Annotated in this window: 20 protein-coding genes; 4 read left to right on the forward strand and 16 right to left on the reverse strand. The window is 61.8% G+C overall.

Annotation, left to right across the window (positions count from 1 at the left end; translation table 11 throughout):
- Positions 1 to 145 precede the first annotated feature (145 nt).
- Positions 146 to 1480: an adenylate/guanylate cyclase domain-containing protein gene (locus AC0L3E_RS15450; protein ID WP_127320275.1), complete on the reverse strand. Its 1335-nt coding sequence runs from the start codon at positions 1478 to 1480 to the stop codon at positions 146 to 148.
- 802 nt (positions 1481 to 2282) lie between these two features.
- Positions 2283 to 3446 (reverse strand): DUF3095 domain-containing protein, encoded by a 1164-nt coding sequence (locus tag AC0L3E_RS15455; RefSeq protein WP_245463554.1) that lies wholly within the window; start codon positions 3444 to 3446, stop codon positions 2283 to 2285.
- 92 nt (positions 3447 to 3538) lie between these two features.
- Between AC0L3E_RS15455 and AC0L3E_RS15460 the strand changes: the two genes are divergently transcribed.
- Both AC0L3E_RS15460 and AC0L3E_RS15465 read left to right on the forward strand, forming a co-directional pair.
- Positions 3539 to 4627 carry a glycosyltransferase family 4 protein gene (locus AC0L3E_RS15460; RefSeq protein ID WP_127380478.1) on the forward strand — a complete coding sequence of 363 codons (1089 nt, stop codon included), beginning with the start codon at positions 3539 to 3541 and terminating at the stop codon, positions 4625 to 4627.
- Positions 4624 to 5385 carry a polysaccharide deacetylase family protein gene (locus AC0L3E_RS15465; protein WP_473605107.1) on the forward strand — a complete coding sequence of 254 codons (762 nt, stop codon included), beginning with the start codon at positions 4624 to 4626 and terminating at the stop codon, positions 5383 to 5385. The genes AC0L3E_RS15460 and AC0L3E_RS15465 overlap by 4 nt, the downstream gene beginning before the upstream one ends.
- A gap of 1 nt (position 5386) precedes the next feature.
- On the opposite strand, the gene AC0L3E_RS15470 is transcribed toward AC0L3E_RS15465, so the two are convergent.
- From AC0L3E_RS15470 to AC0L3E_RS15480, 3 genes are read right to left on the reverse strand one after another with little or no spacing between them, the layout of a single operon-like run.
- Positions 5387 to 6241 (reverse strand): MBL fold metallo-hydrolase, encoded by an 855-nt coding sequence (locus AC0L3E_RS15470; RefSeq protein ID WP_127320283.1) that lies wholly within the window; start codon positions 6239 to 6241, stop codon positions 5387 to 5389.
- A 23-nt stretch (positions 6242 to 6264) separates the two neighbouring features.
- Entirely contained in the window at positions 6265 to 6711 is a 447-nt protein-coding gene (locus AC0L3E_RS15475; protein WP_127292062.1) for a cyclic nucleotide-binding domain-containing protein, read from the reverse strand.
- A 34-nt stretch (positions 6712 to 6745) separates the two neighbouring features.
- Positions 6746 to 9460: an ABC transporter transmembrane domain-containing protein gene (locus tag AC0L3E_RS15480; RefSeq protein WP_473605108.1), complete on the reverse strand. Its 2715-nt coding sequence runs from the start codon at positions 9458 to 9460 to the stop codon at positions 6746 to 6748.
- Positions 9461 to 9690: 230 nt separating this feature from the next.
- On the opposite strand from AC0L3E_RS15480, the gene AC0L3E_RS15485 reads away from it, so the two are divergent.
- Positions 9691 to 10365 (forward strand): class I SAM-dependent methyltransferase, encoded by a 675-nt coding sequence (locus AC0L3E_RS15485; protein WP_164873903.1) that lies wholly within the window; start codon positions 9691 to 9693, stop codon positions 10363 to 10365.
- A gap of 37 nt (positions 10366 to 10402) precedes the next feature.
- Here the strand turns inward: AC0L3E_RS15485 and AC0L3E_RS15490 are convergent, their stop codons facing one another.
- From AC0L3E_RS15490 to AC0L3E_RS15540, 11 genes are all read right to left on the reverse strand, one after another.
- Complete coding sequence (locus AC0L3E_RS15490; RefSeq protein ID WP_127326886.1) at positions 10403 to 11554, reverse strand: glycosyltransferase family protein; 1152 nt, start codon at positions 11552 to 11554, stop codon at positions 10403 to 10405.
- Positions 11551 to 12795 (reverse strand): glycosyltransferase, encoded by a 1245-nt coding sequence (locus tag AC0L3E_RS15495; RefSeq protein ID WP_128307758.1) that lies wholly within the window; start codon positions 12793 to 12795, stop codon positions 11551 to 11553. The genes AC0L3E_RS15490 and AC0L3E_RS15495 overlap by 4 nt, the downstream gene beginning before the upstream one ends.
- Position 12796: 1 nt before the next feature.
- The gene (locus tag AC0L3E_RS15500) at positions 12797 to 14011 is read right to left on the reverse strand and encodes a glycosyltransferase family protein (protein WP_127396319.1); all 1215 of its coding nucleotides are present in this window, start codon (positions 14009 to 14011) and stop codon (positions 12797 to 12799) included.
- Positions 14012 to 15070: 1059 nt separating this feature from the next.
- A complete protein-coding gene (locus AC0L3E_RS15505) occupies positions 15071 to 16171 on the reverse strand; it encodes a class II histone deacetylase (RefSeq protein ID WP_128307757.1) in 1101 nt (366 codons plus the stop codon).
- 10 nt (positions 16172 to 16181) lie between these two features.
- The gene (locus tag AC0L3E_RS15510) at positions 16182 to 17765 is read right to left on the reverse strand and encodes a GMC family oxidoreductase (RefSeq protein WP_473605109.1); all 1584 of its coding nucleotides are present in this window, start codon (positions 17763 to 17765) and stop codon (positions 16182 to 16184) included.
- Between the two features lie 10 nt (positions 17766 to 17775).
- On the reverse strand, positions 17776 to 18843 hold the full coding sequence (locus tag AC0L3E_RS15515) for a branched-chain amino acid ABC transporter permease (RefSeq protein WP_236383177.1): 1068 nt from the start codon (positions 18841 to 18843) through the stop codon (positions 17776 to 17778).
- A 25-nt stretch (positions 18844 to 18868) separates the two neighbouring features.
- Positions 18869 to 19756: a branched-chain amino acid ABC transporter permease gene (locus AC0L3E_RS15520; protein ID WP_128308601.1), complete on the reverse strand. Its 888-nt coding sequence runs from the start codon at positions 19754 to 19756 to the stop codon at positions 18869 to 18871.
- A 4-nt stretch (positions 19757 to 19760) separates the two neighbouring features.
- The gene (locus AC0L3E_RS15525; RefSeq protein ID WP_127326892.1) at positions 19761 to 20489 is read right to left on the reverse strand and encodes an ABC transporter ATP-binding protein; all 729 of its coding nucleotides are present in this window, start codon (positions 20487 to 20489) and stop codon (positions 19761 to 19763) included.
- Positions 20486 to 21310, reverse strand: coding sequence for an ABC transporter ATP-binding protein (locus AC0L3E_RS15530; protein ID WP_127317773.1), 825 nt, complete (start codon positions 21308 to 21310; stop codon positions 20486 to 20488). Before AC0L3E_RS15530 ends, AC0L3E_RS15525 begins: the two co-directional genes overlap by 4 nt.
- A gap of 70 nt (positions 21311 to 21380) precedes the next feature.
- Positions 21381 to 22679, reverse strand: a complete 1299-nt coding sequence (locus tag AC0L3E_RS15535; RefSeq protein ID WP_128287408.1) for an ABC transporter substrate-binding protein — start codon at positions 22677 to 22679, stop codon at positions 21381 to 21383.
- Between the two features lie 54 nt (positions 22680 to 22733).
- Positions 22734 to 24167, reverse strand: coding sequence for an amidase (locus AC0L3E_RS15540; protein WP_473605110.1), 1434 nt, complete (start codon positions 24165 to 24167; stop codon positions 22734 to 22736).
- Positions 24168 to 24298: 131 nt separating this feature from the next.
- Between AC0L3E_RS15540 and AC0L3E_RS15545 the strand changes: the two genes are divergently transcribed.
- On the forward strand, positions 24299 to 25267 hold the full coding sequence (locus AC0L3E_RS15545) for a LysR family transcriptional regulator (protein WP_127317779.1): 969 nt from the start codon (positions 24299 to 24301) through the stop codon (positions 25265 to 25267).
- The last annotated feature ends 230 nt before the right edge of the window (positions 25268 to 25497 follow it).

The following is a 25497-nucleotide window of genomic DNA, read 5'->3' on the forward strand; positions in this document are numbered from 1 at the left end:
CCCACTCTGGCAGTCTGCCGGGCGGCAGACCCAAAAAACGAGACTAGCGTATTGCCAGCCTAGAGCAACTTGGATTCGAATCGAATTCCGCGACGGAACCGGCGACCGGGCTGCACACCAAGGCTTTCGGACCGGATCGTGTCGGTTACTGAAGCTTTCTCCGGTCGCTTGCCGACAACCGCGCGGCATCGCGATGAAGCAGCATGACCTGCTCGGCGTCCGATATCCGGTCGTGAATCGGCGCAGCGTCTTCATCGAGAGCGAGAGCACCCGACAAATCGGGTGAAAGCACCGTCAGCTTCTGCTTGCTACCCGCCAGTTCCTCCGTGCCGAGTGTCAGCCAACTGTTGTCGCCGCAATAGCTGGCGAAGTCCTTGCTGGCGAGAACGCTGTGCGGATATTTCTTGGTCAGGGTCTGGAGACGCTGGACCTCGTTTACAGCCGAGCCGAAGACAGAGAATGTCAGCCGGTCGGTAAGTCCGACGTTGCCGAACATCACATTGCCGACATGCAGGCCGATACCAAACTTAATGTCGCCCAATCCCTGCTCCTTTCTACGCAGATTGAGCTCCATCATGCGCGCGCTGGCCTTGTGCGCTGCCGCAAGAGCAGCCTGGCAGGCGATCTCGGACTGCGAGCGATGCCTTTCGCAGGGGTAGACGGCGATGAAGCCATCACCCAGAAAACTCATGATCTGCCCGCCTTTGCGATTGAAAGGCGCAGCGATGGCATCGAAAAACTGGTTCAGCGTATCGATGTAGATTTCGCGACCGGAGGTTTCGGCAAGCCTTGTCGACCCGCGCATATCGCCCATGACGAGTGCGGCCCGGATTGTGTCACCTTCGCCGCGCTTGATCTGGCCATCCAGCACACGCCTGCCGGCGTCGCCGCCAAGATAGGTGGTCATCATGTTGTCGGCGAGCTTGGTGAGCACCGCCATCTTAGTGGCGATAGCGAGATAGTTCTGGATCCGCAATAGCGCCGAAATCATGCCGTCGCTGAAGCCTGAAGCACTGTCGGTCGACCAAGACCCCATCATGCCCTGACTGGTATCGCCGTTGAAGGGATGCACGAAAGCCATGTAGTCGGTGACGCCCATACGCCCGAGGTCATCGAAAACTGGAAACTCCGACCGCACCGACGGGTCGAGCCGGCGCCGCAGGTGGTCGAGCTTGTTGCTGAGCAGATGGTAGTATGGGCTGGTCAGGAATCTGTCGGAATGAACGCCGTTCTCACTGCGGAAGCCTTCCACTTCCAGACCCTGGCCGCGAAGCCAGGTAAAGCCAAGCGCGTCATAAAGCGGATGAAGCATCGAAAAGCTCAAATGCACCCGCTTCAGCGGCAGGCCGGCAGCAGCCAGCCGTTCACAAAAGCCCTTTACCAATGTTTCCAGGTCGTTGCCCGCCAGCGCCGATTGGCTCAGCCAGTCGGCAACTTTATCCATGAGAATGGTGGAAATTTCTGCTTGCGCTGTGCTCATGCCATCTCAAACCCGTCGAAGACGAGCCATCTCCTTTGATCCGCCACACAATCGAAGTCAGTGAAGCCGGCTTCGGCGACGAAAGCCGGCGAAGAATTTCCTAAATAACTCCTTGCAGGAAGGAAGCAGGCGTAAAACAGCATCTATCACCTGGAACCCTATGTGGCGAGGCTTCCGGCGGAGTGCAATCTCGATCCTGACATCGGGCAAAGAATTCGCCGTCTCAGACACCGTCGGGCCTTCACCACTGTCTCTTGGGCACCCCGAGATGGCCAAAAAAATTGCGTGTGTCGACGATCAGAGGAGCGTGATCAGCGATCGCCTTATAGTCGATCGCGTCGTGGCCGGTTGCCACGACGACAGCATCGAATCCTTCGGGGCTTCCGGTGTTTCGTCAGCGGTGTCGGAACGCAGATTATGATGGCATCGCAGACGGCTAGTTCGACAAATCCGCAGTGGCGCGGAACCGCCCGGTCGGCAAGGGCTGTCGACGTCACTGCCTCAAGGAGGATTGGCCGTTGTTCAGGCTCTCGACCTTCCGGGTTTCGATGTCGAAGCCGGAGAACCGGGGACCCGGCGCGTGCGATCGCAACCGACAGCGGCAACCCGACATAGCCAGCCCGATCACGCTGACATGCGCGGCGCGCCTCGAAATCCGGTTAAGAAGACGGTCATATCGTGAGGCGTCCAAAAAATCTGCTTTCCCGTCAATTCGGGCAGGTTACCCGCTCCCATGGCGAGGCTCACCGGTGCCAAGAACCATGAGTGAGGGCATATTGCGGAACTCGAATTCCGCAAGCAGTCAGCAGACCTGCGCCTTCGCCTTCAGGCTTGCGGCAGCCATCGCGTAGCCGCCGGCGGCGCCATCGATGAAGTGAACGTGATCGCGCTGCAGCGGCGAGATGACGAGGCAGGTCATCAAGGCAGACTTCTGGCGGTGCAGGCCATAATTGCAGATGCCCGCTTCTTCCGCCTGCTTCAGCCGGTCTTGGATCCGATGCAGCACATCCGCGTCAACGTCGATGGTCATCTTCAAGCCGTCGTCGAACTTTCGGAAATCCGAATTGCTGGCCACCTCGCGTTTGTAGACCTTCGGATCGAAACGGCCAATCGTCCAGCCAAATCGATCGGTTGCTGCCGTAAGCGTCATCAGGAACACGATCCACAGCTTCGACCGCCACCGCCATCCTGCCGGGGCCATCGCCCGCGCCTCGACATCCAGGCCGGCGGGCAGCAGACTGTAGCCCGGGCCGTCCACCGGCACCGGGTGGCCATCGCGCTCCTGCCTGCCGGCGAGGGCGATGATGTCGGAAGCCAGAAACTGAAACCCGCGCAAGTCGCGCGACGCCCCCGGTGTGGCTATGATCGAGACGATTTCGCCATGCCGGGCCTCGATCGGGTTCCAACGGCAGGAGAGGCCGGTCAGATCCGGCCGCGCGCCGGCCGGCGCAGGATCGATGCGGTAGCGCCCCGCTTTCATCTCAGCTTCCGCCCAACTGCCGCCACCGCCGGCGAACATGGCATAGAAGGCCGCTTCGGAAGCCCGGAACCTCGCCACGCGAACGTCGAGGCCATGCGCCCTTATGTCCCCTATCGGCACGATCGCGGCGCGCAAGGTAAGGCCCAGTTCGTCCGCCACCCACCTTTGGACGGCCGCCAGCGCGTTGCGGGCGATCTCCAGCGCCGAGCCGGGAAACGCCACGAGCGCACCGTCGCCGCCGAAGACAAAGGGGAGGTCTTGCCGACCCAGCGCATTGAGCAGCGCCGAAATGACGCTTGCGCCGGCCATATTGACGGTTTTATAGCGCCCCGCCTCGATCGCCTTGGTCGAGCCGACAATGTCGGCAGTGGCCAGCGCCCAGCCATCGGGGAGGGGCCGATAGTTATCGATGTCGGCAACGCTTTCGAACTTTGCGAAGACCGGCAAAGAAGCGACAAACGGGTCGGACGCGACAGCTGTTTCCATGGCCATTAGATAGCATATTCCACGGCTTGAAGGTGAAGTCGATTACGCTTGGAAATTGACTTGCGCAGGCTTTCCGGTGATAGGGTCGCGCGATGCGAATTGCCTTCTACGCGCCGCTGAAGTCACCCAATCATCCCGTTGTTTCCGGCGACCGCCAGATGGCACGGATGCTTGTCAAAGCGCTGGAGCACGGAGGGCATAGCGTCGAACTGGCATCTGAGTTGCGCTTCTATCTACGCCAGCCGGAGTCGAAAAGTTTCGAGGCACTAAAGATCGAGGCCGCAGAGGAAGCCGTGCGGCTGACCAAGCTTTGGGATCGTGACGGCAAGCCCGATCTCTGGTTCACCTACCATCCTTATTACAAGGCGCCCGACTTGATCGGGCCGGAGCTGGCGTCGGCCTTTGCTGTCCCCTATGTGACAGCGGAAGCCTCCTATTCCAGGCGACGCGATGCCGGCTTGTGGGCCGATAGCCAAGCATTGGTGGCGCGAGCCATCGAACAGGCGGCGATGAACATCTGCTTCACCCAAAGGGATCGTCAGGGACTGGCGGATGCTATTCCCAAGGCCGCTTTCGGTATGCTTTCGCCCTTCATCGACACATCGGCATTCCGGGAAATCCCGGCACGGGGTTGTCCGACGCGCCTCATTACCGTCGCCATGATGCGCCCGGGCGACAAACTGGGCAGCTATCGCATGCTGGCGCAAGCGCTCGGCTTGATAGGTCATCTGCCCTGGACCATGTCGGTCGTCGGAGACGGCCCAGCCCGCGACGAGGTCGAAGCGCAATTCGCCGGCCTGCCCGCCGATCGTATCGAGTGGATTGGCTCGATCGAGCCAGCCGCCGTGCCGGATGTCCTTTACACCGGGGGAATCTATGTCTGGCCGGGTTATGGCGAGGCCTACGGCGTTGCCTATCTTGAAGCACAGGCCGCCGGTCTTCCGGTGGTGGCCCAGGACATCGCCGGCGTGCCGGAGGTCGTGCGGGATGGCCAGACCGGGTTTCTAACCCCGCCGGGCGATGTCGCGGCGTTCGCTTCCGCCATTGAAAGGCTTCTGGCCCGTGACGACGAAAGAACCATCATGGCCGCGGAAGCCAGGCGTTTCGTTCTCGAAGAACGTTCCCTCGGTGGCGCAGCTGCGCGTCTGGCCGGACTTATTGCGAAGGTCCCGGTCTCATGACGTCCGATCCGATCTGGCAGCCCTTGGTGGAAGAGCTGGCGCGCCTGCAACGGGCGGGCCGCAAGGCGGAGTTCTGGCTGCGCGACGACGACGCCGTGGATCCGACGCCTGCGCTTAATCGGCTGCTCGACCTCACCGGTGAATTCGCGGTTCCGGTCACTCTGGCCGTCATTCCGGCCCTGACCGACGCGAAGCTTGTCGCCCGGCTTGACGAGGCCCCGCATGCCACGGTCGCGATCCATGGCTGGGCGCACCGAAATCATGCGCCCGAGGACCAGAAAAAGCAGGAACTCGGCGCGCATCGGCCACGCGAGGCGGTGCTCGATGATCTGGCTCGCGGACTGTCGCGAGTAACCGGCCTGCACGGCGCACGTGCCGTTCCGATGCTGGTGCCGCCATGGAACAGGATCGACGCCGGCGTGGTATCCGACCTTGGATCGATAGGTTTTGCGGCCTTGTCAGTCTATGGGCCGCCGAAGCCGGCTTCATTGGCGGTCATCAACAGCAATGTGGACATCATGGATTGGCATGGCACGCGCGGCTGCCTCGATCATGGTCTATTGGTCCAGGCTATCATCGCACACTTGCAGCATGCATCCGACGGCGAGCCGATCGGCCTGCTCACCCACCATCTTGTACATGATGAATCGGCCTGGCTTTTCCTCGAACGATTGTTGACAGTCACCGCACAGGCTGAACCCTGTGCATGGCTTCCGATCAGGACATTGGTCGGGCGCCGCGGGGGTAAAGGAAAATAGCTCAGCGCTTTCTGTGCGATGAGACCGGGAATTTGAGCATCTGGCCATCCCGCGCGGCAAAAGCGCCGGCAAACCTGTCCTTGGCCAGCTTCTCCATCTCGTCCAGTTGCTCGTCGGTGCGTGTCGGATCGTGGTGAAACAGCGCAAGCGCCCGTGCACCAGCAGCCTCACAGAGCTTGACGCCCTGTTGCCATGTCGAGTGCCCGTTACCGCGGCGGCGTTCCATTTCCTTCTCGGTGTAGGTGCAATCGTAAATGACGAGGTCGGCATCTTCGATCAGGTCGAGCACCGACTGATCGAGTTTGTCCGGCTCGTGCTCGGTGTCGGTGATCACCGCCACGACGCGGCCGCCCCATTCGATCCGGTAGCCTATGCAGCCTCCCGGATGGGTGAGACTGCCGGTCCGAACCACCACCCCTTCGCGCGGCCGAAGCACGTCTCCGGATACAAAATCGCGGCAGTCGAGATTTGCCTTGCAGACGTTCATTTTCACCGGAAACCACGGCGGCCGTATGAACTCATCGATAATCTGCCGGGTCGTCATGCGTCCTGCAAGATGCCCGGACCAAAGCGTAAGCTTGACGCTCGGGTCGAAGATAGGCGCAAAAGCCGGCAGCCCGATGATGTGATCGTAATGGCAATGGGTGAAAAGCAGGTCGAAATCGGTCACATCCGACGCCTGAAGCGCCCTACCGGCAGGCCGCAGGCCAGAACCTGCGTCGAACAGAAGCGTATGCTTGCCGCATCGCATCTCAATGCAGATTGTGTTGCCGCCATAGCGAGCGAATTCTGGCCCGGATACAGCAATGCTGCCGCGCACGCCCCAAAATCTGACCAGGAAAAAATCGTCGTCCATGCTACCTTTCGCTCATCATAGCTCTAGGCGCTTCGTGCGTCGATCAGATCCGCGGTCGTATGGCTTAGCCGATCGGCAAGAACCCGCAATATCTCGATGGTCATTTCCGGGAACTCCTTCATAAGCCTCAGGAAATGATCCTTGCGGATTCTCAAGGCCTCCAGATCACTTGCCGCGCTGACGGTGGCAGTGCGGGAGCTGTTGCACAATATGGCGATCTCGCCGACGATCGAATTTGGCAGCAGTTCGGCAACCTTTATCGGCCCGCTGTCGGAATCGACCAGAATATCCGCCCTGCCTGAAAGGATGACATAGGCAGCGTCTGCCTCGTCGCCCTGCCGGAAAAGAATCTGGCCGGCGCTGTAATTCACGCGATCGGATGTGAACGCGAGCAGCTTGAGCTTTGCCGGCTCAATGCCGGAGAACAAGGGAACGCGTTGCAGCATTCCAACTTCATCCTTGAGCAGCATTGTCGCAAACCTTCCTAAATTCGCGTCTGCCAGACTATGACAGAAGTTCCTTGAAGATACCGTTCTCTGCCAAAAGTGTCTCGTGTGTACCGTCTTCCACCAATTGCCCCGAGTCAAAGACGATAACGCGATCGAACATCATCGCCATTGCCGGACTCGTCACGACCCACACAATTGCCGGCGAATGGCCGTCGCGTCTGGCTTCCTCGAGCACGTTTCGCAGCACCTTGTCCTGAACGCGCTGGTCGAGCGCCGACAGCGGCCGGTTGAGAATGAGAAAATCGGGACGCTTGAGCAGAGCCCGGGCAACATCGAGCTTCTGTCGCTGTCCGCTGGTCAGCCGCCTTCCACCGGCGCCGACGTTGAAGTCCAGGCCGACATCCAGAAGCTCGGCATAAAGCCCCAGCTCGTCAAGAATGTCATAGACGATGGAGCGTATGCGGTCCGGCGCGTCGGGATGGTTGTTTCCCACACGGCCGAATAAGACATTGTCCATGACGGTGGCCGCGGCAATGTATTTGGCAGGATCATACCGTTCGATCGCGTTGTGCAGCTCGGGCGGCAGGTTCTCATAGAACCGGTTGCGTGCGGCGACGATCTTGCTCATCAACTCGTCGGTCAGCAGGCCGAAGCGGTGCCGGGGCTCGATATAGGCAAAGCTCAAGGTGATGATCATGGCGCGGTCGGCCTCCGAAACCGCCTCGTAGGGGCGGTTCTTGAGCCGCTGCAGCAAGGTCTCGTAGGCGGGGATCTCCTCGGCGCTCATGAAGGCGAGCTGCTGGAAGAACTGGTGATCTGGCGGCAGGTCGGCAAACAGCTCGATCGCCTGTTCGGCGATCTCCATGCCCATCTCGTAGAGCGTGCTGTCGAGGCCGGCCTGCTTCAGCACGGAAGCAAAGTAGGGATTGGCCGCCAGAGCCTTGTCGGCCAGTTCGGGGCCGGCGGCGGCGCCGAAAAGCAGGTTCTGGCCGATCGTCGCTTCCGTGTTGTAGGCGCCCGGCTCGAAAGGAACCACCAGTTCGCGCAGCCCTTCCTGTTCGAGCCGGGTTCGCAGCGCTGCACGCAGTTCGACGATCCGCCCGGCGAGCTTCGTGTGACGCGTGAGGTCGGCCGAAGAGCGCAAGCCAAGATCCAGAATGTCGCGCGACAGAAGAACCGCGTCGAGCACCCGGCGCACCGCTTCAAAGAGGTCGTGCGGGCCGGTAGCGCCGGCGGAAGCATAGTCGATCCAGTCGCTGTGGACGTCGAAATCCGGATTGCCCGACCGGCGCGCCTCGTCCATGTTCCAGCGCTGCTGGTCTGCCGCGGCGCCGTCATAAGTCACCGATGTCAGCGGTGCATGCTTCAACCCGTAGAGCAAGTTATCGCGCAGGCTTGCTTGGAACAGGAAAACATCCGACGAGGCGTAGGACATGCGCCGGCCGGTCACGGCTTCGGGGAGTTCAAGCAGGTCATCGGCGCCCGAAGCGACCTTTCCACTCTCTGGCCAGTTCAGACGCGCGAAGGCTTCTGCTAGCGCCTCTGCTCCGCCTGTCGGGGTGCTGACCAGCGCCACCGTCTCAGCCGACTTGACCTGCATGGAGACACGGTTGAGGAGCATTGCACCGCCATCGTCTGCCATGGACAGACCGACCGCCGACAGCGGGTTTGTCATCGGACCGGGATCGTCGATCGCCAGTGCCGCGATTCCCGGCGCAATGATATCCTCGACGGTGAACTGTTCAACGACCTGCTGATATTTGACCTGGACATCCTGCCGATCCTGATCCCAGTCGATCAGTTCCTTCATCGGTCCGGGCAGGTCCTTGTAGGCTCCGATCACCGCCACGAGCTGACCGACATCCAGCCGGCCCCCTATGACCAGATACCCGCCGATCATGTAGAACAGAAAGGGCGTGAGCTGTGCGAGAAAATTGTTGAGGAACTTTACCATGAATTTCCATTGGTAAAGATCGAAGCGGATCTTGAAGATGAGCCCTAGCCTAGCAGCTATGTCGGCGCGCTCGTAGTTCGACGTGTCGTGGACGTGAACCGCGCCGATACCGTCGACGATTTCGCCAACCCGGCCGGAAAGCGCGCGCGCCGTCAACTGCCGTTGGCGCCCAAGCACGAGGAGCCGCCGCCGCATCCGCGGGATGAGTACGATCTGGATGATCACGATCACCATCGCTATCATTCCGAGCCAGACGTTCTGGACCATGATGAACAGCATGGCCGTCAGCGCCTGGCCGCCGAGCAGCACCGGCTGCAGGAAGGCATCGCCGATAAAGCCGCCCAGCGGCTCCACCTCATCCTTCACCATTGTCGCCACTTCGGCGGATTTCACCCGCTTGAAGTAAATCGGCGGAAACCGCAGCACACGATCGATCAGATCGAAGCGAATACGCCGCAGCATGCGTTCGCCGAGGCGGCCCTTGTAGGTGTTGATGTAGAGTTTGAACAGGCCGTTGATGACGACCAGCAAGAGGAACACAAGGCTCAGGGCAAGCAGCGTCTCCTTGCGGTCCAGCTGAAAACCGGAGAAGAACTGGACCTCGCCAATGAACGGCAGGTTATAGTGCAATTTCATGAAGGGCAGGGTCGCGCCGGGTTGCTCGAACCCCTTCCCCTGGATCGGGCCGTTGACGATCAGCTTCGGCAGGTCGAAGGACATGAAATATGGGATCATCGAAAGCAGGACGATCATCAATATCCAGATCTGCTGCTTCCGGGTGTGCGTCCAGATATAGCGGGCTAGGCTGGGTTCCATATGCGGCTGTCAGTTTGGAGGAAGCAGGCGGTGAAAGCACCTGCTGGCAAACGATGTATCGGCAATGTCTTCGCGGATGGACGCCGCTGGTCCGGACAGACGCAACCGGCCCCCTTCGTGACCGTGCAACGGCGAAACGGCTGGTGGCATAGTCTCATCCGCAAGTCGAACAGCCTTGGGTGAGGCAATATTGCGTTGTGTAGCCCGAAATCCCAACATAGAAGACGAATATGATGGATGTCACGCAAGCACGCAATGCCGGCATTGACGGGCACGAACAAGCCTTGGACCTCGCCCGGGGAATTGCCGCCTATGTCGACCACCCTCTTGTCGCCGGGCTGGCGCGGGTCATCGCCAAGTATCCGACGGCCGATATCGCCAACGCCTTCAACCACAAGCAGGTCGCCTGCAAGATGTGGGCGCTCGACAAGCTGTTCGAAAACGACGGCGGCCGGTTCGGGCGCATATGGGTTCTGGGCGGATGGTACGGCGTATTGCCGGCAATGCTTTTCAACGACGCCCGTTTCGACATTGCGGCGATCGACAGCATCGACATCGATCCTGAAGTCGGGCCGGTCGCCCGGACCCTCAACCGGGAAGCCGGCGACCGCTTCCGGGCGCTGACGGAAGATATGTACGCACTCGACTATGCGGCCGGTCGGCCCGACCTGGTGGTCAATACGAGCTGCGAACACATAGCCGACCTGGGTGCCTGGCTTGCCCTGCTTCCGCGGGGCACGAAGGTGCTACTGCAATCGAACGATTACTTCAGCGAGCCGACGCACATCAACTGCGTGGCTTCGCTTGCAGCCTTCGAAGCAATGGTGGCGCTACGGGAGATCAGGTTCTCCGGCGAACTGCCGACAAAAAAATATACCCGCTTCATGCTGATTGGAACTGTTTGAAGCGCGTTGCGCGAATCCAACCGAGATATGACCTGCGCTAGGATTTCGAGGACCAGGTTCGATGCCGCTCGCGCAGGATTTGCGCCGAGCGACGGGCGCCTTCCAGATCTAGACGATGCGCGGCTGGCGTCGGTCCCGCAAGCGCCTGTTCGATCGCTTGCGCCAGACACTCAGGCGTCAGGTCCTTTTCCATCCGCACGGTTGCAAGACCGAGCTCTTCGAGCATCAGGGCTCGAACCGTCTGTTCCGTTTCCCCGCCGGCTGCAAAGGGAACGAGCAGCGAGCGACAGCGCGCGCGCAGGACATCGCAGACAGTGTTGTAACCCGCCTGCGAGACCGACAGGCGGGCGCCGGTCAGCAAGCTGGCGAAATCCTCGCGAAACCGAAAGATGGACAGGCCCGGCGTGGCATCGCGTGTAATCGCGTCAAACTCGTCCTTCGGCAGGTTTGGGCCGGTGATCAGACACCATTTCCAGGCGTTGTCGGCATTCCGCGCCGATGCGATGGTGGACCGGACAAGGCTCTTTCCGGCGGCCCCGCCGCCAACCGACACCACAACGTCGAAACGCTCGGAGGCCGCGGGCGCTGGTGGCGCGGCAACGAGCCCCGTGTACGCAACCTCGGCCCTGATCGCTCCCGCCAGTGGAAATGTCTTGTCTAGGGTTGCGAAAGCCGGATCGCCATGGACCATGACAAGGTCAAAATGCCTGTTAACGAGATCGACCGTTTCCTCGTTTCGGCCCGGCTTGACGCGCTCCTGAAGGATATCACGGACGGACGTCACCAGCAGCGGTCTGGGCGACGCCGCGTCGATGGCCTCGATCAGCGGCAAGAGTTCGAAACGCATCTGCCGGCGCCCAAATGGAAACGCCTCGACAATGACGATATCAGGCCTGCAATCCCGGAATGCCTGCAGCAGCATCTCTGAACGCCGTTTCTTGAAATCATCGTCAATGGGCTTGCCCTGCAGGTCGACAAGACCGGAAAATCCTTCATCACCGGAGGTAACAGATGGCAGGGTTACAGATATTGCCCCCAATCCCGGAAACCCCGCGACCGGCGCTCCGCCAGTGACGATGGTTACGTCAAACCCGTCATCGACCAGAGCCGCCGCGACGCGGCTGGAGCGCGCGAGATGGCCGATGCCGAGCAGGTGCTGGACATAGAAGAAAGCGCGCAGCCGCTTCATTCGGCGGCCCGCCACTCCCGTTCGAACAGCTCCTTGAGCTGTCCAATGCTTGCCATGTGATCGAAATTGCCGCGCACGCGCGCCTCTGCGGTGTCGCCGAGGCGGGCACGCAGCACGGGATCACGGATCAGTCGCTCCAGCGCCTGTGCCAGGGCAATTGGGTTTTCCGTCGGAACCAGTAGCCCGGTTTCATCCGGCAATAAAAGCTCCGGCACGCCGGAAATATCGGTCGACACGCAGGCAAGCCGTTGGCTGGCCGCCTCCACCAGAACATTCGGCAGACCATCGCGGTCACCATTTGCGGTGATCCTGCAGGCCAGGGCGAAGATATCGGCGCGGCGGTAGTGCTCAAGCACCTCTTCCTGCGCGAGCGCGCCTTTCCAAGAGATGCGACCATCCAGTCCGAGCTTTTGCGCCAACGCCTTGAGCCGCTCCAATTCCTCGCCGCCGCCAATATGCTCGAAACGCCACGCTAAATCACCGGGCAAGAGGGCAAGGGCCTCCAGCAAGGTGTCGTAACCTTTCTTTGCAACGGCGCGCCCGACACTCAGAACGATAACCGGTTCGTCCGGCGCCGAGCCGTCATGCTGTTTTCGTGCCTCGCCGAAAATGCCGAAGCGATCAAGGTCGAGCCCATGATAGCTCAAATGCACTGACGAGTTGCCGTCGGCGAGTTTTTTCAGACGGTCGAAGCCCGTTTTCGTGCAAGTTACCGTCCAGCGCGCCGAGGAAAGCTTGCTGGCCAGATCCCAATCCGCCGAAGTCCAGATGTCCTTGGCATGGGCCGAGCAGCTCCAGGGCAGACCAAGAAGCTGGCTGGCATAGCGCGTCACCGATGCCGGCGTGTGCGCGAAATGCGCATGCAGCCATACCGCGTCTTCGGGCCATTCGGCCGCTAGCACGAGCGCTTGCCCGAAACGGCGCGCGCGATTGCGCGTAAAGTCGCGCGGCATATCGACGGCCAGCGATCCCAGTGCACGCCAGAAGCCCGGCCGCAGCAAACAAGCAGAAAGCGAGCGAACCACGCGCAGCGGCTCTTCATGCAGATATTCCGGCAGATAATGGACGGGCGCTTTGATCTCGTCATGCACGGGGTGGCGTTTTGCGTCGGTCGGCCGCCTGAGCGCAACGAGTATCAGATCGAACCCCGCACGCTCCAGTCCGAGCAGTTCCTGCGCGATGAAGGTTTCCGACAGCCGCGGATAACCCTTCAGAACCACGACGATCTTGCGATGTTGCAACTCAGTTCATGCCTTCAATAACCGAAAGGTGAGGGCCAGCCTGCCGGTCGAGCAGTTCCGCGACGATTTCGGAAATATGAGGGAGCCCTTCCAGGGTCAGATGTGGATTACTCTGGGATGGACGAGGCCGATTCGGCAGCGCCACCAGTGCATCGGCAAACCGCTGGGAGTCCTTGGCTTCCTCCGGCAAAAGCATTTCGATGAGGCCCAGTTCGGCCGCGCGCCGCGCGCGGATCAGTTGTTCCTGGCGGGGTTCGATGCGCGGCACGATGAGCGCCGGCTTGTCGAAAGAAAGTATCTCGCAATAGGTATTGTAACCGCCCATCGCCACTACCGCCTTGGCGCCGGCAATCAGGTCTTCCATGCGGTTGTCGAACTCGATAATCTTGATGTAGGGGATCGTGGCCCCCTTCTTCAGCAACTTGTTGCGCTTGCGAGCCGGCATGTAAGGCCCAAGCACGATCAGCGCCTTGTGCTGCAATTTCGGATCCTGCTGATAAGCGTCGATGACGTCGTGAATCAATTCGGCCCCGTCGCCGCCGCCACCGGTGGTAACCAGGATATAGTCGCCCTCTGGCCGGTGGCCGGGCAACTGGTTCCGCTGCAGGCTCCGTTGCAGGAAACCGACGAATCTCATTTTTGCCCTGACAGCCGGCGGCACATCCAAACCGGTCAATGGGTCGTAGAAATCCGGCGGGCCATAGGCCCAGACCTTGTCGTAGAACAGGCCTATCTTGCGCATCACATCCCTGCGCGCCCACTCTGCTTCGAGCAGATGCGGTGCATCCATCACCTCGCGCAGGCCAAGCACCAGCGTGGTGCCCCGCGTCTTGAGGTAGGACAGCGTGTCCTCAATCTCACCGCGCAGGCCGAGCGGTTCCTTGTCGACGATGAAGATATCCGGCCGGAAGGTCTCGGCTGTGTGGCGGATGATCGACTGACGCATCCTTAGCGTCTCATGCAGATCGATGTCCTTTTCCAACGAGGTGTATTCGCCGTTGCGCAACTTGATGACGCTGGGGATCTTCACGAAGTCGACACGGGCGCGGTAGTCGAAGGCGCCGGCGATAGTCGCACCCGAAATGATAAGCACCTGAAGCCCACGGAAATCCTCGACTAGCGAATGCGCAATAGTCCGGCAGCGCTGCAAGTGGCCGAGCCCGAACGTGTCGTGGCTGTACATGAGAATTCGAGCGTTTTCTGCGTGCTGGGTCATTCTTGAACGTCTCTTAAAATTCTCGCCTTGAGACCGTGAGCGCCCCCCGGCTTCGAAACCATCCCGGGTGTGAAACACATGGCCGCAATTTCAATTTATATCGCTTCTATGGAATGCCGTTCAGATATGCTTTCTGATCGCCAGTCCGGAACTAGGTGGGTTGGCGAATATCGCCGCGAGGAGTGAGCAGAGACTTCCTGTTGTATTGTGGGATGGATCGAGGAGGAAAACGATGTCAAAAAAATCGGCAGAAGTCATCCCTCTTGATTCCAATCCGGACTGCTAAAAACGATTTCCCCTATCTTGCCCATATAGCCAATTGCTTGATCGGTATACGAAAGGACAAGGTCGCTGGGCGTCGCACGGCGCATTGTTGTAGAGCTCATTCGTGCGCCATTGCACTCGCCTTAGACCAAAGGTGCTGCCCATTATTCTCTTGACGGGCGGTCTGATTGTGATTCACCGACCAGAAATTGAGCCATCTGTCGCCAAGCTAGCCGGAATTTTAGCAATAATCGAGTGGATGCCAGCGCGGTCGCGCCACACCGCCCGCAGCAGGGTGTGTGCGACACCGGTTGCTTGTCGATCGTTATGACCCATGCCAATGCCTTATTGGAGCGGTGACGGTACTTTTTTGAACGGCTTGGGCAGGCGGTCGAACGTCTTGAGGTACAAAAATCGCCCAATTGGTCCCCGATAGTTGGTGAACCCTCGAAAAGTTCTTTGCGGCGATTTCTCTCTAGAACCAAGGTGTAATTTTTTTGACGGCTCTGGTGTCGGTCTCTTATGGGGCAATAGAAACATTCTAGTGTAATTTCAATTAGTTATAGGCTGTTTGAACAATCGAGTGGGAGTAGGGGTTAGCGTAGTCTGGAGTGCTCCGGCGTAGTTTCTCGCAAAAAACGACGCGCTTAAGTCTTTGTTTTCGTGCATGTCGTTGTCCCAAACCGGAACTTTTGGGCGACATGCATTAGCCTACCGTCAGCGCATGTCCGCATTTGCGAGATTGGCCGCCGGTGTGTCTTGAGATCGCCTCATTGGCTGACCGCAATCAGAATTCTAGGCGATGCCGTCCAAAAGTTCCTCCGCCCTGGAAACAGCGGCCGCCTGATGTGGCTGCAAGGGTTGGCCGGCGTAGCTTTCGAAGACCGGCAGGAACGGGTCGTCGATATGCGTCCTGATGCCGGACAACTGCTCCATCACCGCCAGGCCGCAATAGGGAACGTAGGAGGCGGAATAGCCGCCTTCGTGCGACATCATCAGGCGCCCGCCGCAGAGGTCGTCCGCTGCCTGCATCAGCATCCGCGTCATGTCGCGGTAGCTGCCGCTATGCAGCATCATGCGCCCCAGCGGATCGGCCGCCGAGGCGTCGAAGCCCGACGGCACGACGATGAGATCAGGCTTGTAGCGATTGAGCGCCGGTAGCACAACGCGTTCGAAGACGGACATGTAAACGCCGTGGCCGCAGCCGGCCGGCAGCGGTACATTGATGTTGTAGCCTTCGCCCTTGCCCTCGCCGCGTTCCTTGTGAAGACCGCTGTCATGTGGATAAAGCCCGTCCTGATGGATCGAAATGGTCAGTACCGACGGGTCCGAATAGAAGGCGGACTGGGTGCCGTTGCCGTGATGAACATCCCAGTCGACGCAGGCGACCCGCTCGAAGCCATGTTTGGCCCGGTTCTTCAGGATAGCGACCGGAACGTTGCCGAACAGGCAAAAGCCCATGCCTTGCCTGCGCTCGGCATGATGGCCGGGCGGTCGTACCAGCGCATAGCCATTGTCGACATCGCCGCTCAACACCGCATCCATCACCGCTGCCGTGCCGCCGGCGGCCAGACAGGCGATCTCGTAGCTGCCATGGCCGAAGGGGGTGAGATAGCTCGCATCGCCGCCGCGCCCATCACTAAGCAGCTTGATACGGCTGATGTAGTCGCGGTCGTGAAACAGGGCGAGGTCATCCTCGCTCACCGCGATGGAGGCGATCTTGGACAGTTTCTCGGTCAGGCCCGAAACCTCCATCAGATTGCGGAATCGGCGTTTCGTGTCGGCATTCTCCGCATGCTCGCCCGGCTCGATGGTCAGGCTCGGCTGAAAGAACTGCGCGGCATTGCCGGTCTCGTGCCAGAGATAGAGTTCGTGGAAATTCCAGCCTGTCGTCATGTTTTGTCTCCTAGCCCGCCAGGATCATTGACGCGGCGCGTTCGGCGATCATGATCGTCGGCGCGTTCGTGTTGCCCGACACCATTTTCGGAAAGACCGAGGCGTCGGCGATGTAAAGCCCGTCCAGCCCATGAACCTTCATCGACGTCGGATCGACGACGGCCATCGCATCTGAACCCATGCGGCAGGTGCTGGTCGGGTGATAGAGCGTCGTGCAGTGGCCGCGTATATAGTCGGCGATCTCGGCGTCGCTCTCGCATTCGGCGCTCGGCGTGATTTCGCCGGCGAGCATTTCGGCAAGCGGCGACTGCGCCGCGATGCGCCGGCTGATGCGGATGCCTTCGACCAGCGTGGCGGTGTCCGAGCCATCCTCGTCGCTGATGAAGTAACGTGGGTCGATCGCCGGATATTCGATCGGATTGGCCGAGCGCAGGCGAATCTCGCCGCGGCTGTCTGGCCGCTGCAGCGTGGTGTGCAGCGTGATGCCGGGTCTGGACGAAAGGAACCGAACATAGTCTCGATGCGGGCTGATGGCGCCGTAAAGCTGCAGGTCCGGCTCGATATCGGGCCGGCTCTTGACGAAGCCGCCCGCCGCCACCCAGGGTGAGGAACGCGGGCCGCTGCGCGATGTCTGCCATTCGGCGAAGTCGCGCTGCAGCGTCTCGTCGGTCCAGGCGCCGACGCCGATCTTGTCCTTGGTATAGAAGGTGATCGGAATGTTGATGTGGTCCTGCAGATCCTTGCCCACGCCCGGCAGGTCGTGCACGGGAGCAACGCCGACCTGGGCGAGTTCGTCGGCCGGCCCGATGCCCGAAAGCAGCATCAGCTGGCAACTGCCAATCGAGCCCGAGGACAGCACCACCTCGCTGTCGGCGAAAGCGGTCTCAGGTTCGCCATTGACGAGATAGCGGATGCCCTTGACCCGGCCCTTCTCGACGATCAGGCCCGTCGCCAGCACACCGGTTTTCACGGTCAGGTTGGGTCGTTCCCGCGCCGGGCGCAGATAGGCCTTGCCGGTGCCCCAGCGTTCGCCATTCTTGATGGTGAACTGGAACAGGCCGACGCCTTCCTGCTCGACGCCGTTGAAATCGCGGTTCTGCTTGTAGCCTGCGGCCTTGCAGGCCTCGATCCAGGCAAGCTCGTTGGGATCGACATGTCCGACATTGCCGATATGCAGCGGCCCGTCGGCGCCGTGCAGCGGGTCGTTGCCGAGTTCGGCATTGCTTTCACTGGCCTTGAACACCGGCAGCACGTCAGCCCACGCCCAGCCGGGGCAGCCCATCGCCGCCCAGCCATCATAGTCGGACGGCAGGCCGCGAATATAGATCATGGCGTTCAGCGCGCCGGAGCCGCCGATCATCTTGCCGCGCGGCCAGAACACCCGCCTGCCGCGGCAGCCGGCCTGCGGCTCGGTGTAGTAGCCCCAATCGACTTCCGTGTTGAACATGGTCGGCCAGTCCGACGGCACGTCCGAGGCGAGCGGCGCCTCGCGCCCGGCCTCCAGCAGCAGCACCTTGCGGGCAGGATCGGCGCTGAGCCGGTTTGCCAGCACGCAGCCGGCCGAGCCGGCGCCCACTATGATCGTATCGAACATCGTCAGTCTCTCACTTTCCGGCCGGGGTCGGGCTTTGCACAATGCTGCTTGCTGCTGGCTTGCTGTCGGGGCTGGCGCGACGGCGCCCGAGCCAGTCGATGACATCGCCAAAACGGCCGACCAGCCCCTTGGGCATCAGCACCACCGACAGGGCGATGATCAGGCCGAGCCCGAGCGTGCGGAACTCGCCGCTCTCTCGCATCAATTCGTCAGCCAGCACCAGCACCACCGTCCCGACCAGCGGTCCCCAGAACGTGCCGACGCCGCCGACCACGACGATGGCGATGATGAACATAAGTTGCGACATCGACAGCACACCGGGGCCGATCGCCTGGAAATGCGCGGCATAGAAACCGCCGGCCAGCCCGGTGAAGAAGGCGGAGATGCCGAACACCAGAAGCTGCGCCTGGAAGCGGTTGACGCCGCGGGCCACCGCATAGCCCGGATTGTCCTTCAGCGCCCGGAAGGCAAGGCCGATCGGGCTTTTGACGATCGCGTAGGTGAAGACCATGGTGAGCGCGAACAGCACCGCGATGATGGCGTAATTGCCGACCAGCCACTGCGCCCGGAGCAAGGCCCTGGTGCCGAGGTCGCCGAAGCGGGCAAAGCCGACGGCGCCGCCGGTGAACTGGCGGCAGACGGAGCCGACCATGACGAAACATTCGGTATCGGTGACGATCAGCAGATACATCGTCTGGGCGATCGCCAGCGTCAGCAGCGCCACATAGACGCCGGTCAGGCGAAGGCAGGCGAGGCCGACGACCAGCGAGAACAGCACGGCGCCCAGCGCGCCAGGCACAAGTGCTGCCCAGACGTTCCAGCCGAAATAGAAGCAGAGCATCGCCGTCGCATAGCCGCCGAAGGCAAAGATCGCCATTTGCGCCAGCGAGAAGATGCCCGAGAAGCCGAACAGGAGGTTCCACTGCGAGGCGATCGTCGCATAGAACAGCGCCAGCACGATCTGGCCAAGGATGTAGCGGCTGTCGACCAGGAACGGCAGCGCGATCGCAGCCGCGATCAGCATCAAGCTGATGGCAAGATCAGTCCTGGCCGAGCGGGACATGGAGGAACGGGACATGGGACGTGTCTCTGTCATGATGCCCTCACATGCGCCGGATTTCGGCGTGGCCGAAAAGGCCGGACGGCCGCCAGATCAGCACGCCAATGACGACGAACAGCAGCGATGGAAAGCCCCACCTGGCGCCCAAGGCGTACTGGACGAAGGATTCGAGCAACGCCAGCCCAAGTGCTGCTGCGATGGCGCCCGGCAGATTGCCGAGACCGGCGACCACGCACATGATGAAGGCCTTCAGCATCGGGTCGTTGCCGAGTGGCGGCGACAATTGCGTCATCGACGAGACCATGACGCCGCAGATGCCGGCGAGCGCGCCCGACAGCATCAGCACCTGCAGGTAGACGCGGTTGACGGCGACGCCCATGAGTTGCGCCGCGTCGCGGTTCTGCGCCGTCGCCCGGATCGCACGGCCCATCCGCGTGCGGCCGAGCGCCGCCGAGACGACCACCATCATCACGACCACCACCGCGATGATCAGAAGGTTCTGCCAGGGCAGCGTCAGCGGCCCCAGGCGTAAGGCACCGGCGATCGAGACCGGCTGCTTCAGCGGCTGCCCGCCATAGGTCAGGAGGATGGCATTCTCGAGGGCGATGCCGATGCCGACCGTGGCGATCATGACGTTGGCTTCGAATGTCGATTTGTCGTTCTGCAGGAGATTGCGAACGATCGCGAAATAGAGGATGGCGCCGGCCAAAGCACCCGCGACGATGGCACCGGCGAAACCGATCGCGACCGGCAGGCCGAGCGAGGTGATCACCGTGAAGGCGACGTAGCCGCCAAGCGTCAGCATCGCCGCATGGGCCATGTTGAGCATGCCCATCGAACCCCAGACCAGCGACAGCCCGACCGTCGCCAGCGCATAGAGCGCGCCCGAGGTGAAGCCGGCGACGAGAATGGCCATGAGAACGTCGGTCATGGCGTCAGCCTCCGAGATAGGTTGCGAGGAGTTCGTCGCGCGCCATCAGTTCGGCGGGCTTGCCTGACCAGACGATGGCGCCGTCGTCGAGCAGATGCAGGCGGTCGGCGAGGTCCTCGACCCGGGCCGGGTTCTCCTCCACCAGCAGGATCGTGCGCCCAGCCTTGCTCAGTTGCGAAATGACGTCGTAGACCTGATCGATGATCAGTGGCGCGAGGCCAAGCGACGGCTCGTCGATCAAAAGGATGCGCCCGCCCATCATCAGGCCGCGGCCTATGCCGACCATGCGCCGTTCGCCGCCCGACAGGCTCGAGGCGATCTGGTTGCGACGGTCGGCAAGCTTCGGCAGAAGCGCGTAGACCTCGTCCAGCCGACGCGCGATCTCGGCCTTGTCCGGCGCGAGATAGCCGCCCATCAAAAGGTTTTCGAGCACGCTCATCTGCGCGAACAGCATATCGCCCTGCGGCACGTGGGCGACGCCCAGCATCGCCGTCTCATGCGGCTTGCCGGACAGGCGCCGGCCGTCGATGCTGATCTGACCGCCGCGCAGCGGCACCAGGCCGGAAATGGTCTTGAGCAATGTCGACTTGCCATGGCCGTTCGGGCCGACGACGGTGACGAATTCACCGGCATGAACGGTCAGCGAAATGCCCTTGAGCACGTCGAGTCCGTCATAGCCGCAGACGATGCCGTCGAGTTGCAGGACAGGTGGTTTTGCGGCTGCGCCCGTCATGGCGTTCCCCCCACCGCCGGATTCGTCGCGGCAGCTTGCTCATCGAAGAATTTCTTCAACCGTTTCTGCGTGCCCTGGCCGAGATAGGTTTCGACAACGGTCTGGTCCTCGGCGACCTTGTCCGGCCGGCCTTCGAATATCACCTTGCCATGGTGCATGATGATCACGCGGCTGGAGAGCGCCAGGAGAAAGCGCATGACGTGCTCGATCAGGACGATGGTCAGTCCCTGGTCGCGCAGTTTCAGCACCATCGCCATGATCTGGTCGATCTCGGCGACGTTGAGCCCGCCCACCGGCTCGTCGAGGAAGAGCATTTTCGGCCGGGTGGCGATGGCGCCGGCAATCATCAGCAGCTTGCGGTCGAGCACCGGCAGCCGCGCCACGGTCTCGTCGGCCTTGGCCGCAAGCCCGACGAAGTCCAGCGCTTCGATCGTTGCCTGCCGGACATCCTCGCCGAGGCGGAAGCCGGCCAGCCTTCGCCGCTGCCGGCCGAAATAGGCGGCGATCTCGATGTTTTCGCGAACGGTCAAGCTGTCGAAGGCGGCATTGAGCTGGAAGGTGCGGGCGATGCCGAGTTGGCAGATGCGGTCGGCCGGAAGCGCCGAAATGTCGGTGTCGCCGAAATGCACCCGGCCGCCACTGGCCGGCGTGATCCCGGTCACCACGTCGAAGAAAGTTGTCTTGCCGGCGCCGTTTGGCCCACCAATGCCAACGATCTCGCCCGCATTGACCACCATCGACACGCCGTCGACGGCGGCCAGCGAGCCGAACCGTTTGACCACACTGTCACAAACCAGCATCGGACCGGCGGCCTCAGTCATATTTCTCACCCAATGGAGCCGGTCGGGCAAAGGGCCCGGCCGGTGTCGTTGGTTTCATTTCCGCGTCCGGTCACTTGATCCATGGCGGCAGGATGAAGCTGTCCGTGGCATAGAGCACCGGCGCGATCAGCTTTGGATCGGTTTTGTAATCCTGATGCTGCAGGAACTGGTGCGGCATGCCAAGCGACGGATCGGCCACCTGCGTAGGATAGCAGAAGGCCGATTGGCCGGCCGGATCGGCCCGGTAGGTGCCGTTGACCCCGCGATAGACCAGGCGCTTCATCGCATTGGCCACCTTGGTGGTCTGCGCCTTGTCCATCGGTTCGCCTGGACCACCGGCGATTGCCGCGGCAAGCGCCCACATCCACAGGCCGTCATAGGTCTGCGATCCCGTGATGTAGGCCGAGTTCGGACCGAATTTGGCCCGGTAGCTCTCGCGGAACGGCTTGGAGAAATCGTCCGGCAGGCAGCCGATCACCGTCGAATAGACGACGCCGTTGACCGCCTCGCCGCCGATCTCGCGGAAAGCCGGCAGCGATGGTCCGTACTGCATGTAGATCAGGCTGTTGATCGGCTCGGCGAGGAACTGGACCATGAACTGCGCCAGGTCCTGCGGCAGGAAGTGCGTGACCAGGATCGCCGCCGGCGGGTCCTGGCGGAGTTTCGCCAGCGTCGGTCCCCATTGGTTGGTCGGGAACGGAACGGTCTCGAACAGACTAACCTCGAAGCCGTATTCGGCGGCCTTGTCGCGGATCGCGTTGGCGATGACGATCGAATATTCGTTGGCAGACGGGATGATGGCGATCTTCTTGTTGGGCGCCTTCCATTTGCCGTCCGCGGCAAGCGTCTTGAGGAAGTTCAGGCAGCCCGGTCCATACCAGAACTCCGGCGGATCGCCCTGGAAGGAGCTGTAATAGCGGGCAGGGTCGGTCTTGAACTTCTCATTGTGCGAAATCAGCGTGTTGTAGTGCATCATGATGACGTCGTTGTCGGCGGCGACGTCCATCTCGATCATGTTGGTGCCGAGATTGTAGCCATTGATGATGACCGGCGCCTCGAAGCGGTCGATCAGGCGCTGCATCGACTGGCTGACGAGGTCGGCGCCCATTTCCTTGGTGTCTTCGATGTGGATCTCGACAGGCCGGCCGAGAATGCCGCCCGCCGCATTGATCTCCTCGGCGGCAAGTTCGAGACCGTTCTTGAACTCGATGCCGTCGGCGGCGGCGATGCCGGACATCGGCAGGGCCGAGCCGACCGGAATGGGCTTGGTGTCCTGGGCGATCGCCGCAGTGTTCATATCGGCAAGAAGCGCGGCACCGGCCGCACCCGCGCCGACCACGCCCTGCAGCATTGCACGTCTGTTCATCATGGCAAAGTTCCCCTTTTTGGCGTTGGTTAGAGTCTTTTCTTCATGCGAAATCTTTCACACCAGATCTTTCTGGCGAAACGCGTGGGTCATGGGCACGAAAGCGGCTTCCAGGTCGGCTGCCGCCGAAAGCACGCGGGCATCGTCGCCGCGCGCGCCGATGATCTGGAAGCCGACGGGCAGGCCCGCCTCGGTCATGCCGCAAGGGATGACGCAGGCGGGTTGCTGGCTGAGATTGATCGGGTAGCTGAACGCCGCCCATTCGATCCATCGCGAGAGGCCGCTGCCCAGAGGCACTTCAAGGCCAACGTCGAAGGCTGGAATCGACGTCCCCGGCGAAACGATGAAATCATAGTCGTCTAGCAGCCGGTCCATGGCGGCGCCGAATTCGGCGCGCTCCAACTGTGCGGCGACGAGCGTATGGACGTCGAACGCCGCCCCAGCCTGCGCGACCTCCAGGAAGCCCGGATCGATGCCCGCCCGTTCGCTCGGCGGAACCAGCGCCAGCCGCGCCGCGGCGCCGGTGAACCAGTGATGCTGGAACAGGTCGAGGAGATCGCCACCGGGAAGATCAATCGGCTCGACCGTCGCGCCGAAGGCGTCGAAACACGTCAAGGCGTGGGAGACGACGGCGGCGATCCCGGAATCCAGCGCTCCTGAAGGCGGCTTCGACCAGTAGCCGATCCGAGCGCCCCGCAAAACTTCTTCGATCCGGCCAAGCGGCGCCAGCGTTCCCACGCCTTGCTGCCAGTCGCTGATATCGCGGCCGGACATGGCGCCGGCCATGACGGAAAGATCGAGTGCTGTCCGCGCCATCGGTCCGATATGGGCGACGGTTCCGAACGCGCTGGACGGATAGGCGGGCACGCGGCCGAAGGTCGGCTTCAATCCGGCGATGCCGGTGAACGAGGCCGGAATGCGGATCGAGCCGCCGCCATCGGTACCGAGATGGAAGACGCCGGCGCCGGTGGCGGCGGCCACCGCCGCTCCGCCGGAGGAACCGCCGGGGGTCTTTTGCGCATTCCAGGGATTGCGCGTGATGCCGCAGAGGCCGCTGTCGGTAATCGCCTTCCAGCCGAATTCGGGCGTCGTCGTCTGTCCGATGAAGACGGCGCCGGCTCTGCGCAGCAGGGCAACGGCGGGGGCATCCTTGTCATAGGCGGCGGAAGTCGTCGTCCTGCTGCCGTAACGCACGCTCCAGCCCTCGACCCAGACGATGTCCTTCAGCGTCGTCGGTATGCCGTCGGCTGCCGACAGCGGCTCGCCTGCCCGCCATCGTTTCTCGGAAGCACCTGCGGCCTCGATCGCACCCTTGCGGTCGATCATGGTGAAGGCGTTGAAAAGCGGATTGATCGCTTCGGCGCGATCCAGCGCCGCCAGCGTCACCTCGACGGGCGACAGCGATCCAGCGCGGTAGGCGGCGCTAAGCTCCGCAGCAGCCAGGCGGCACAGATCATCGGCGTCGGCAATGGGAGACAGCCCATTCGGCATGCAGTTCGAACCCCTCACTTCATGGCCGCTCTTCCGGCAGCCTTGTCAGCCCGGGCAATCTGGCGGGTTTTTTCATCACCATAAAATGTATTGTTGTGGGGAATATTCGCTATTTAATGTAACAAAGAGCCATGAATCTGACCATTCGGCAGTTGCGCTATGTCTGCGAAGTCGCCCGCCTTGGCAGCGTGCTGGCGGCCTCCAGATCGCTCTACATCTCGCAATCCTCCATCCTCGCGGCGATCACTCTGGCCGAGGCCGGGATGGGGGCGCGCATTTTCGACAGGCGGCCGGCGCGCGGCGTCTCCATCACGCCGGCCGGCCAACGCTTCGTCGCCGCCGCCCGCATCATGCTGGCGGCGGAAACGGAGTTCAACCGGTCGATCGGAGACCTCAACGGGCGCGTGCCGAAGGTCCTGCGCATCGGCTGCTTCGAGCCGTTCGGCGCGCTGTTCATGCCGGAGATGCTGCGCAGCTACCTCGACAACGTCGGCGATGTCGAGATCGACCTTGTCGAGGCCGACCAGGTCCAGTTGCAGGAACGGCTTGTCGCCGGCCAGATCGATCTGGCCATTCTCTACGACATCGGTCCAATCGGTATCGACAGCGTCACCCGCATCTGCAAGGTACCGGCGCATGCCGTGCTCAATGCGGACGATCCCCTTGCCGCGCGCGACGGCATCTGGCTGGCGGAACTGGCGGCACGGCCGCTGGTGCTGCTCGACCTGCCGCACACGGCGACCTATCTCCTGACCCTGTTCGACGTACTGGCGAAACGACCGGAGGTGCGCTTTCGCACGCGCTCTTATGAAACGGTGCGCTCGGCCGTCGCATCCGGCTTCGGCATGGCCGTCCTCAACATGCGGCCGATCGGTCGCGCCACCGCCGATGGCGAGGAGATCGTTCGAAGACCAATCCTCGATGAACTGCCGCCACCCACGCTAATCGTCGCCGACATGTACGGGTCGGCAAAGCCACTCTTCGTGCGTGTCTTCATCGACATGTTCCATCGCTTTTTCAGCGCGGTGGGCCCTTCGGGCTTTTCGGTGACGACGCCGGAGCGCGAACCTTTTCTACTGGTCGCCAGGGACGATGGCTGAGCCGCCCCCCTGGCGTTGCGGACATTTACAGGACCGGCGTTGCAACCGCGCCGGAGGCGCGGGTTCCTGATCGAGATGTTCGAGATCGACGGGCGGCTCGGCGACAACTCTTCGGTGCGCGCCCACGTTTCACCAACACCAATGCTCGGTCGCCTGCTCGCAGGTTGGAGCGGAGACGGTACTTTTCGAGACGGCTTGGGCACGCCGTCGAACGCCGCAAAGTGCAAGAA

It is taken from the genome of Mesorhizobium sp. WSM4822 (assembly GCF_055811155.1).

What these genes read in the sequence shown, in the direction of transcription:
- AC0L3E_RS15450 (WP_127320275.1), bottom strand. Translation starts at nt 1,480, where the DNA reads ATGAGCACAGCGCAAGCAGAAATTTCCACCATTCTCATGGATAAAGTT.
- AC0L3E_RS15455 (WP_245463554.1), bottom strand. Translation starts at nt 3,446, where the DNA reads ATGGAAACAGCTGTCGCGTCCGACCCGTTTGTCGCTTCTTTGCCGGTC.
- AC0L3E_RS15460 (WP_127380478.1), top strand. Translation starts at nt 3,539, where the DNA reads ATGCGAATTGCCTTCTACGCGCCGCTGAAGTCACCCAATCATCCCGTT.
- AC0L3E_RS15465 (WP_473605107.1), top strand. Translation starts at nt 4,624, where the DNA reads ATGACGTCCGATCCGATCTGGCAGCCCTTGGTGGAAGAGCTGGCGCGC.
- AC0L3E_RS15470 (WP_127320283.1), bottom strand. Translation starts at nt 6,241, where the DNA reads ATGGACGACGATTTTTTCCTGGTCAGATTTTGGGGCGTGCGCGGCAGC.
- AC0L3E_RS15475 (WP_127292062.1), bottom strand. Translation starts at nt 6,711, where the DNA reads ATGCTGCTCAAGGATGAAGTTGGAATGCTGCAACGCGTTCCCTTGTTC.
- AC0L3E_RS15480 (WP_473605108.1), bottom strand. Translation starts at nt 9,460, where the DNA reads ATGGAACCCAGCCTAGCCCGCTATATCTGGACGCACACCCGGAAGCAG.
- AC0L3E_RS15485 (WP_164873903.1), top strand. Translation starts at nt 9,691, where the DNA reads ATGATGGATGTCACGCAAGCACGCAATGCCGGCATTGACGGGCACGAA.
- AC0L3E_RS15490 (WP_127326886.1), bottom strand. Translation starts at nt 11,554, where the DNA reads ATGAAGCGGCTGCGCGCTTTCTTCTATGTCCAGCACCTGCTCGGCATC.
- AC0L3E_RS15500 (WP_127396319.1), bottom strand. Translation starts at nt 14,011, where the DNA reads ATGACCCAGCACGCAGAAAACGCTCGAATTCTCATGTACAGCCACGAC.
- AC0L3E_RS15505 (WP_128307757.1), bottom strand. Translation starts at nt 16,171, where the DNA reads ATGACGACAGGCTGGAATTTCCACGAACTCTATCTCTGGCACGAGACC.
- AC0L3E_RS15510 (WP_473605109.1), bottom strand. Translation starts at nt 17,765, where the DNA reads ATGTTCGATACGATCATAGTGGGCGCCGGCTCGGCCGGCTGCGTGCTG.
- AC0L3E_RS15515 (WP_236383177.1), bottom strand. Translation starts at nt 18,843, where the DNA reads ATGTCCCGTTCCTCCATGTCCCGCTCGGCCAGGACTGATCTTGCCATC.
- AC0L3E_RS15520 (WP_128308601.1), bottom strand. Translation starts at nt 19,756, where the DNA reads ATGACCGACGTTCTCATGGCCATTCTCGTCGCCGGCTTCACCTCGGGC.
- AC0L3E_RS15525 (WP_127326892.1), bottom strand. Translation starts at nt 20,489, where the DNA reads ATGACGGGCGCAGCCGCAAAACCACCTGTCCTGCAACTCGACGGCATC.
- AC0L3E_RS15530 (WP_127317773.1), bottom strand. Translation starts at nt 21,310, where the DNA reads ATGACTGAGGCCGCCGGTCCGATGCTGGTTTGTGACAGTGTGGTCAAA.
- AC0L3E_RS15535 (WP_128287408.1), bottom strand. Translation starts at nt 22,679, where the DNA reads ATGATGAACAGACGTGCAATGCTGCAGGGCGTGGTCGGCGCGGGTGCG.
- AC0L3E_RS15540 (WP_473605110.1), bottom strand. Translation starts at nt 24,167, where the DNA reads ATGCCGAATGGGCTGTCTCCCATTGCCGACGCCGATGATCTGTGCCGC.
- AC0L3E_RS15545 (WP_127317779.1), top strand. Translation starts at nt 24,299, where the DNA reads ATGAATCTGACCATTCGGCAGTTGCGCTATGTCTGCGAAGTCGCCCGC.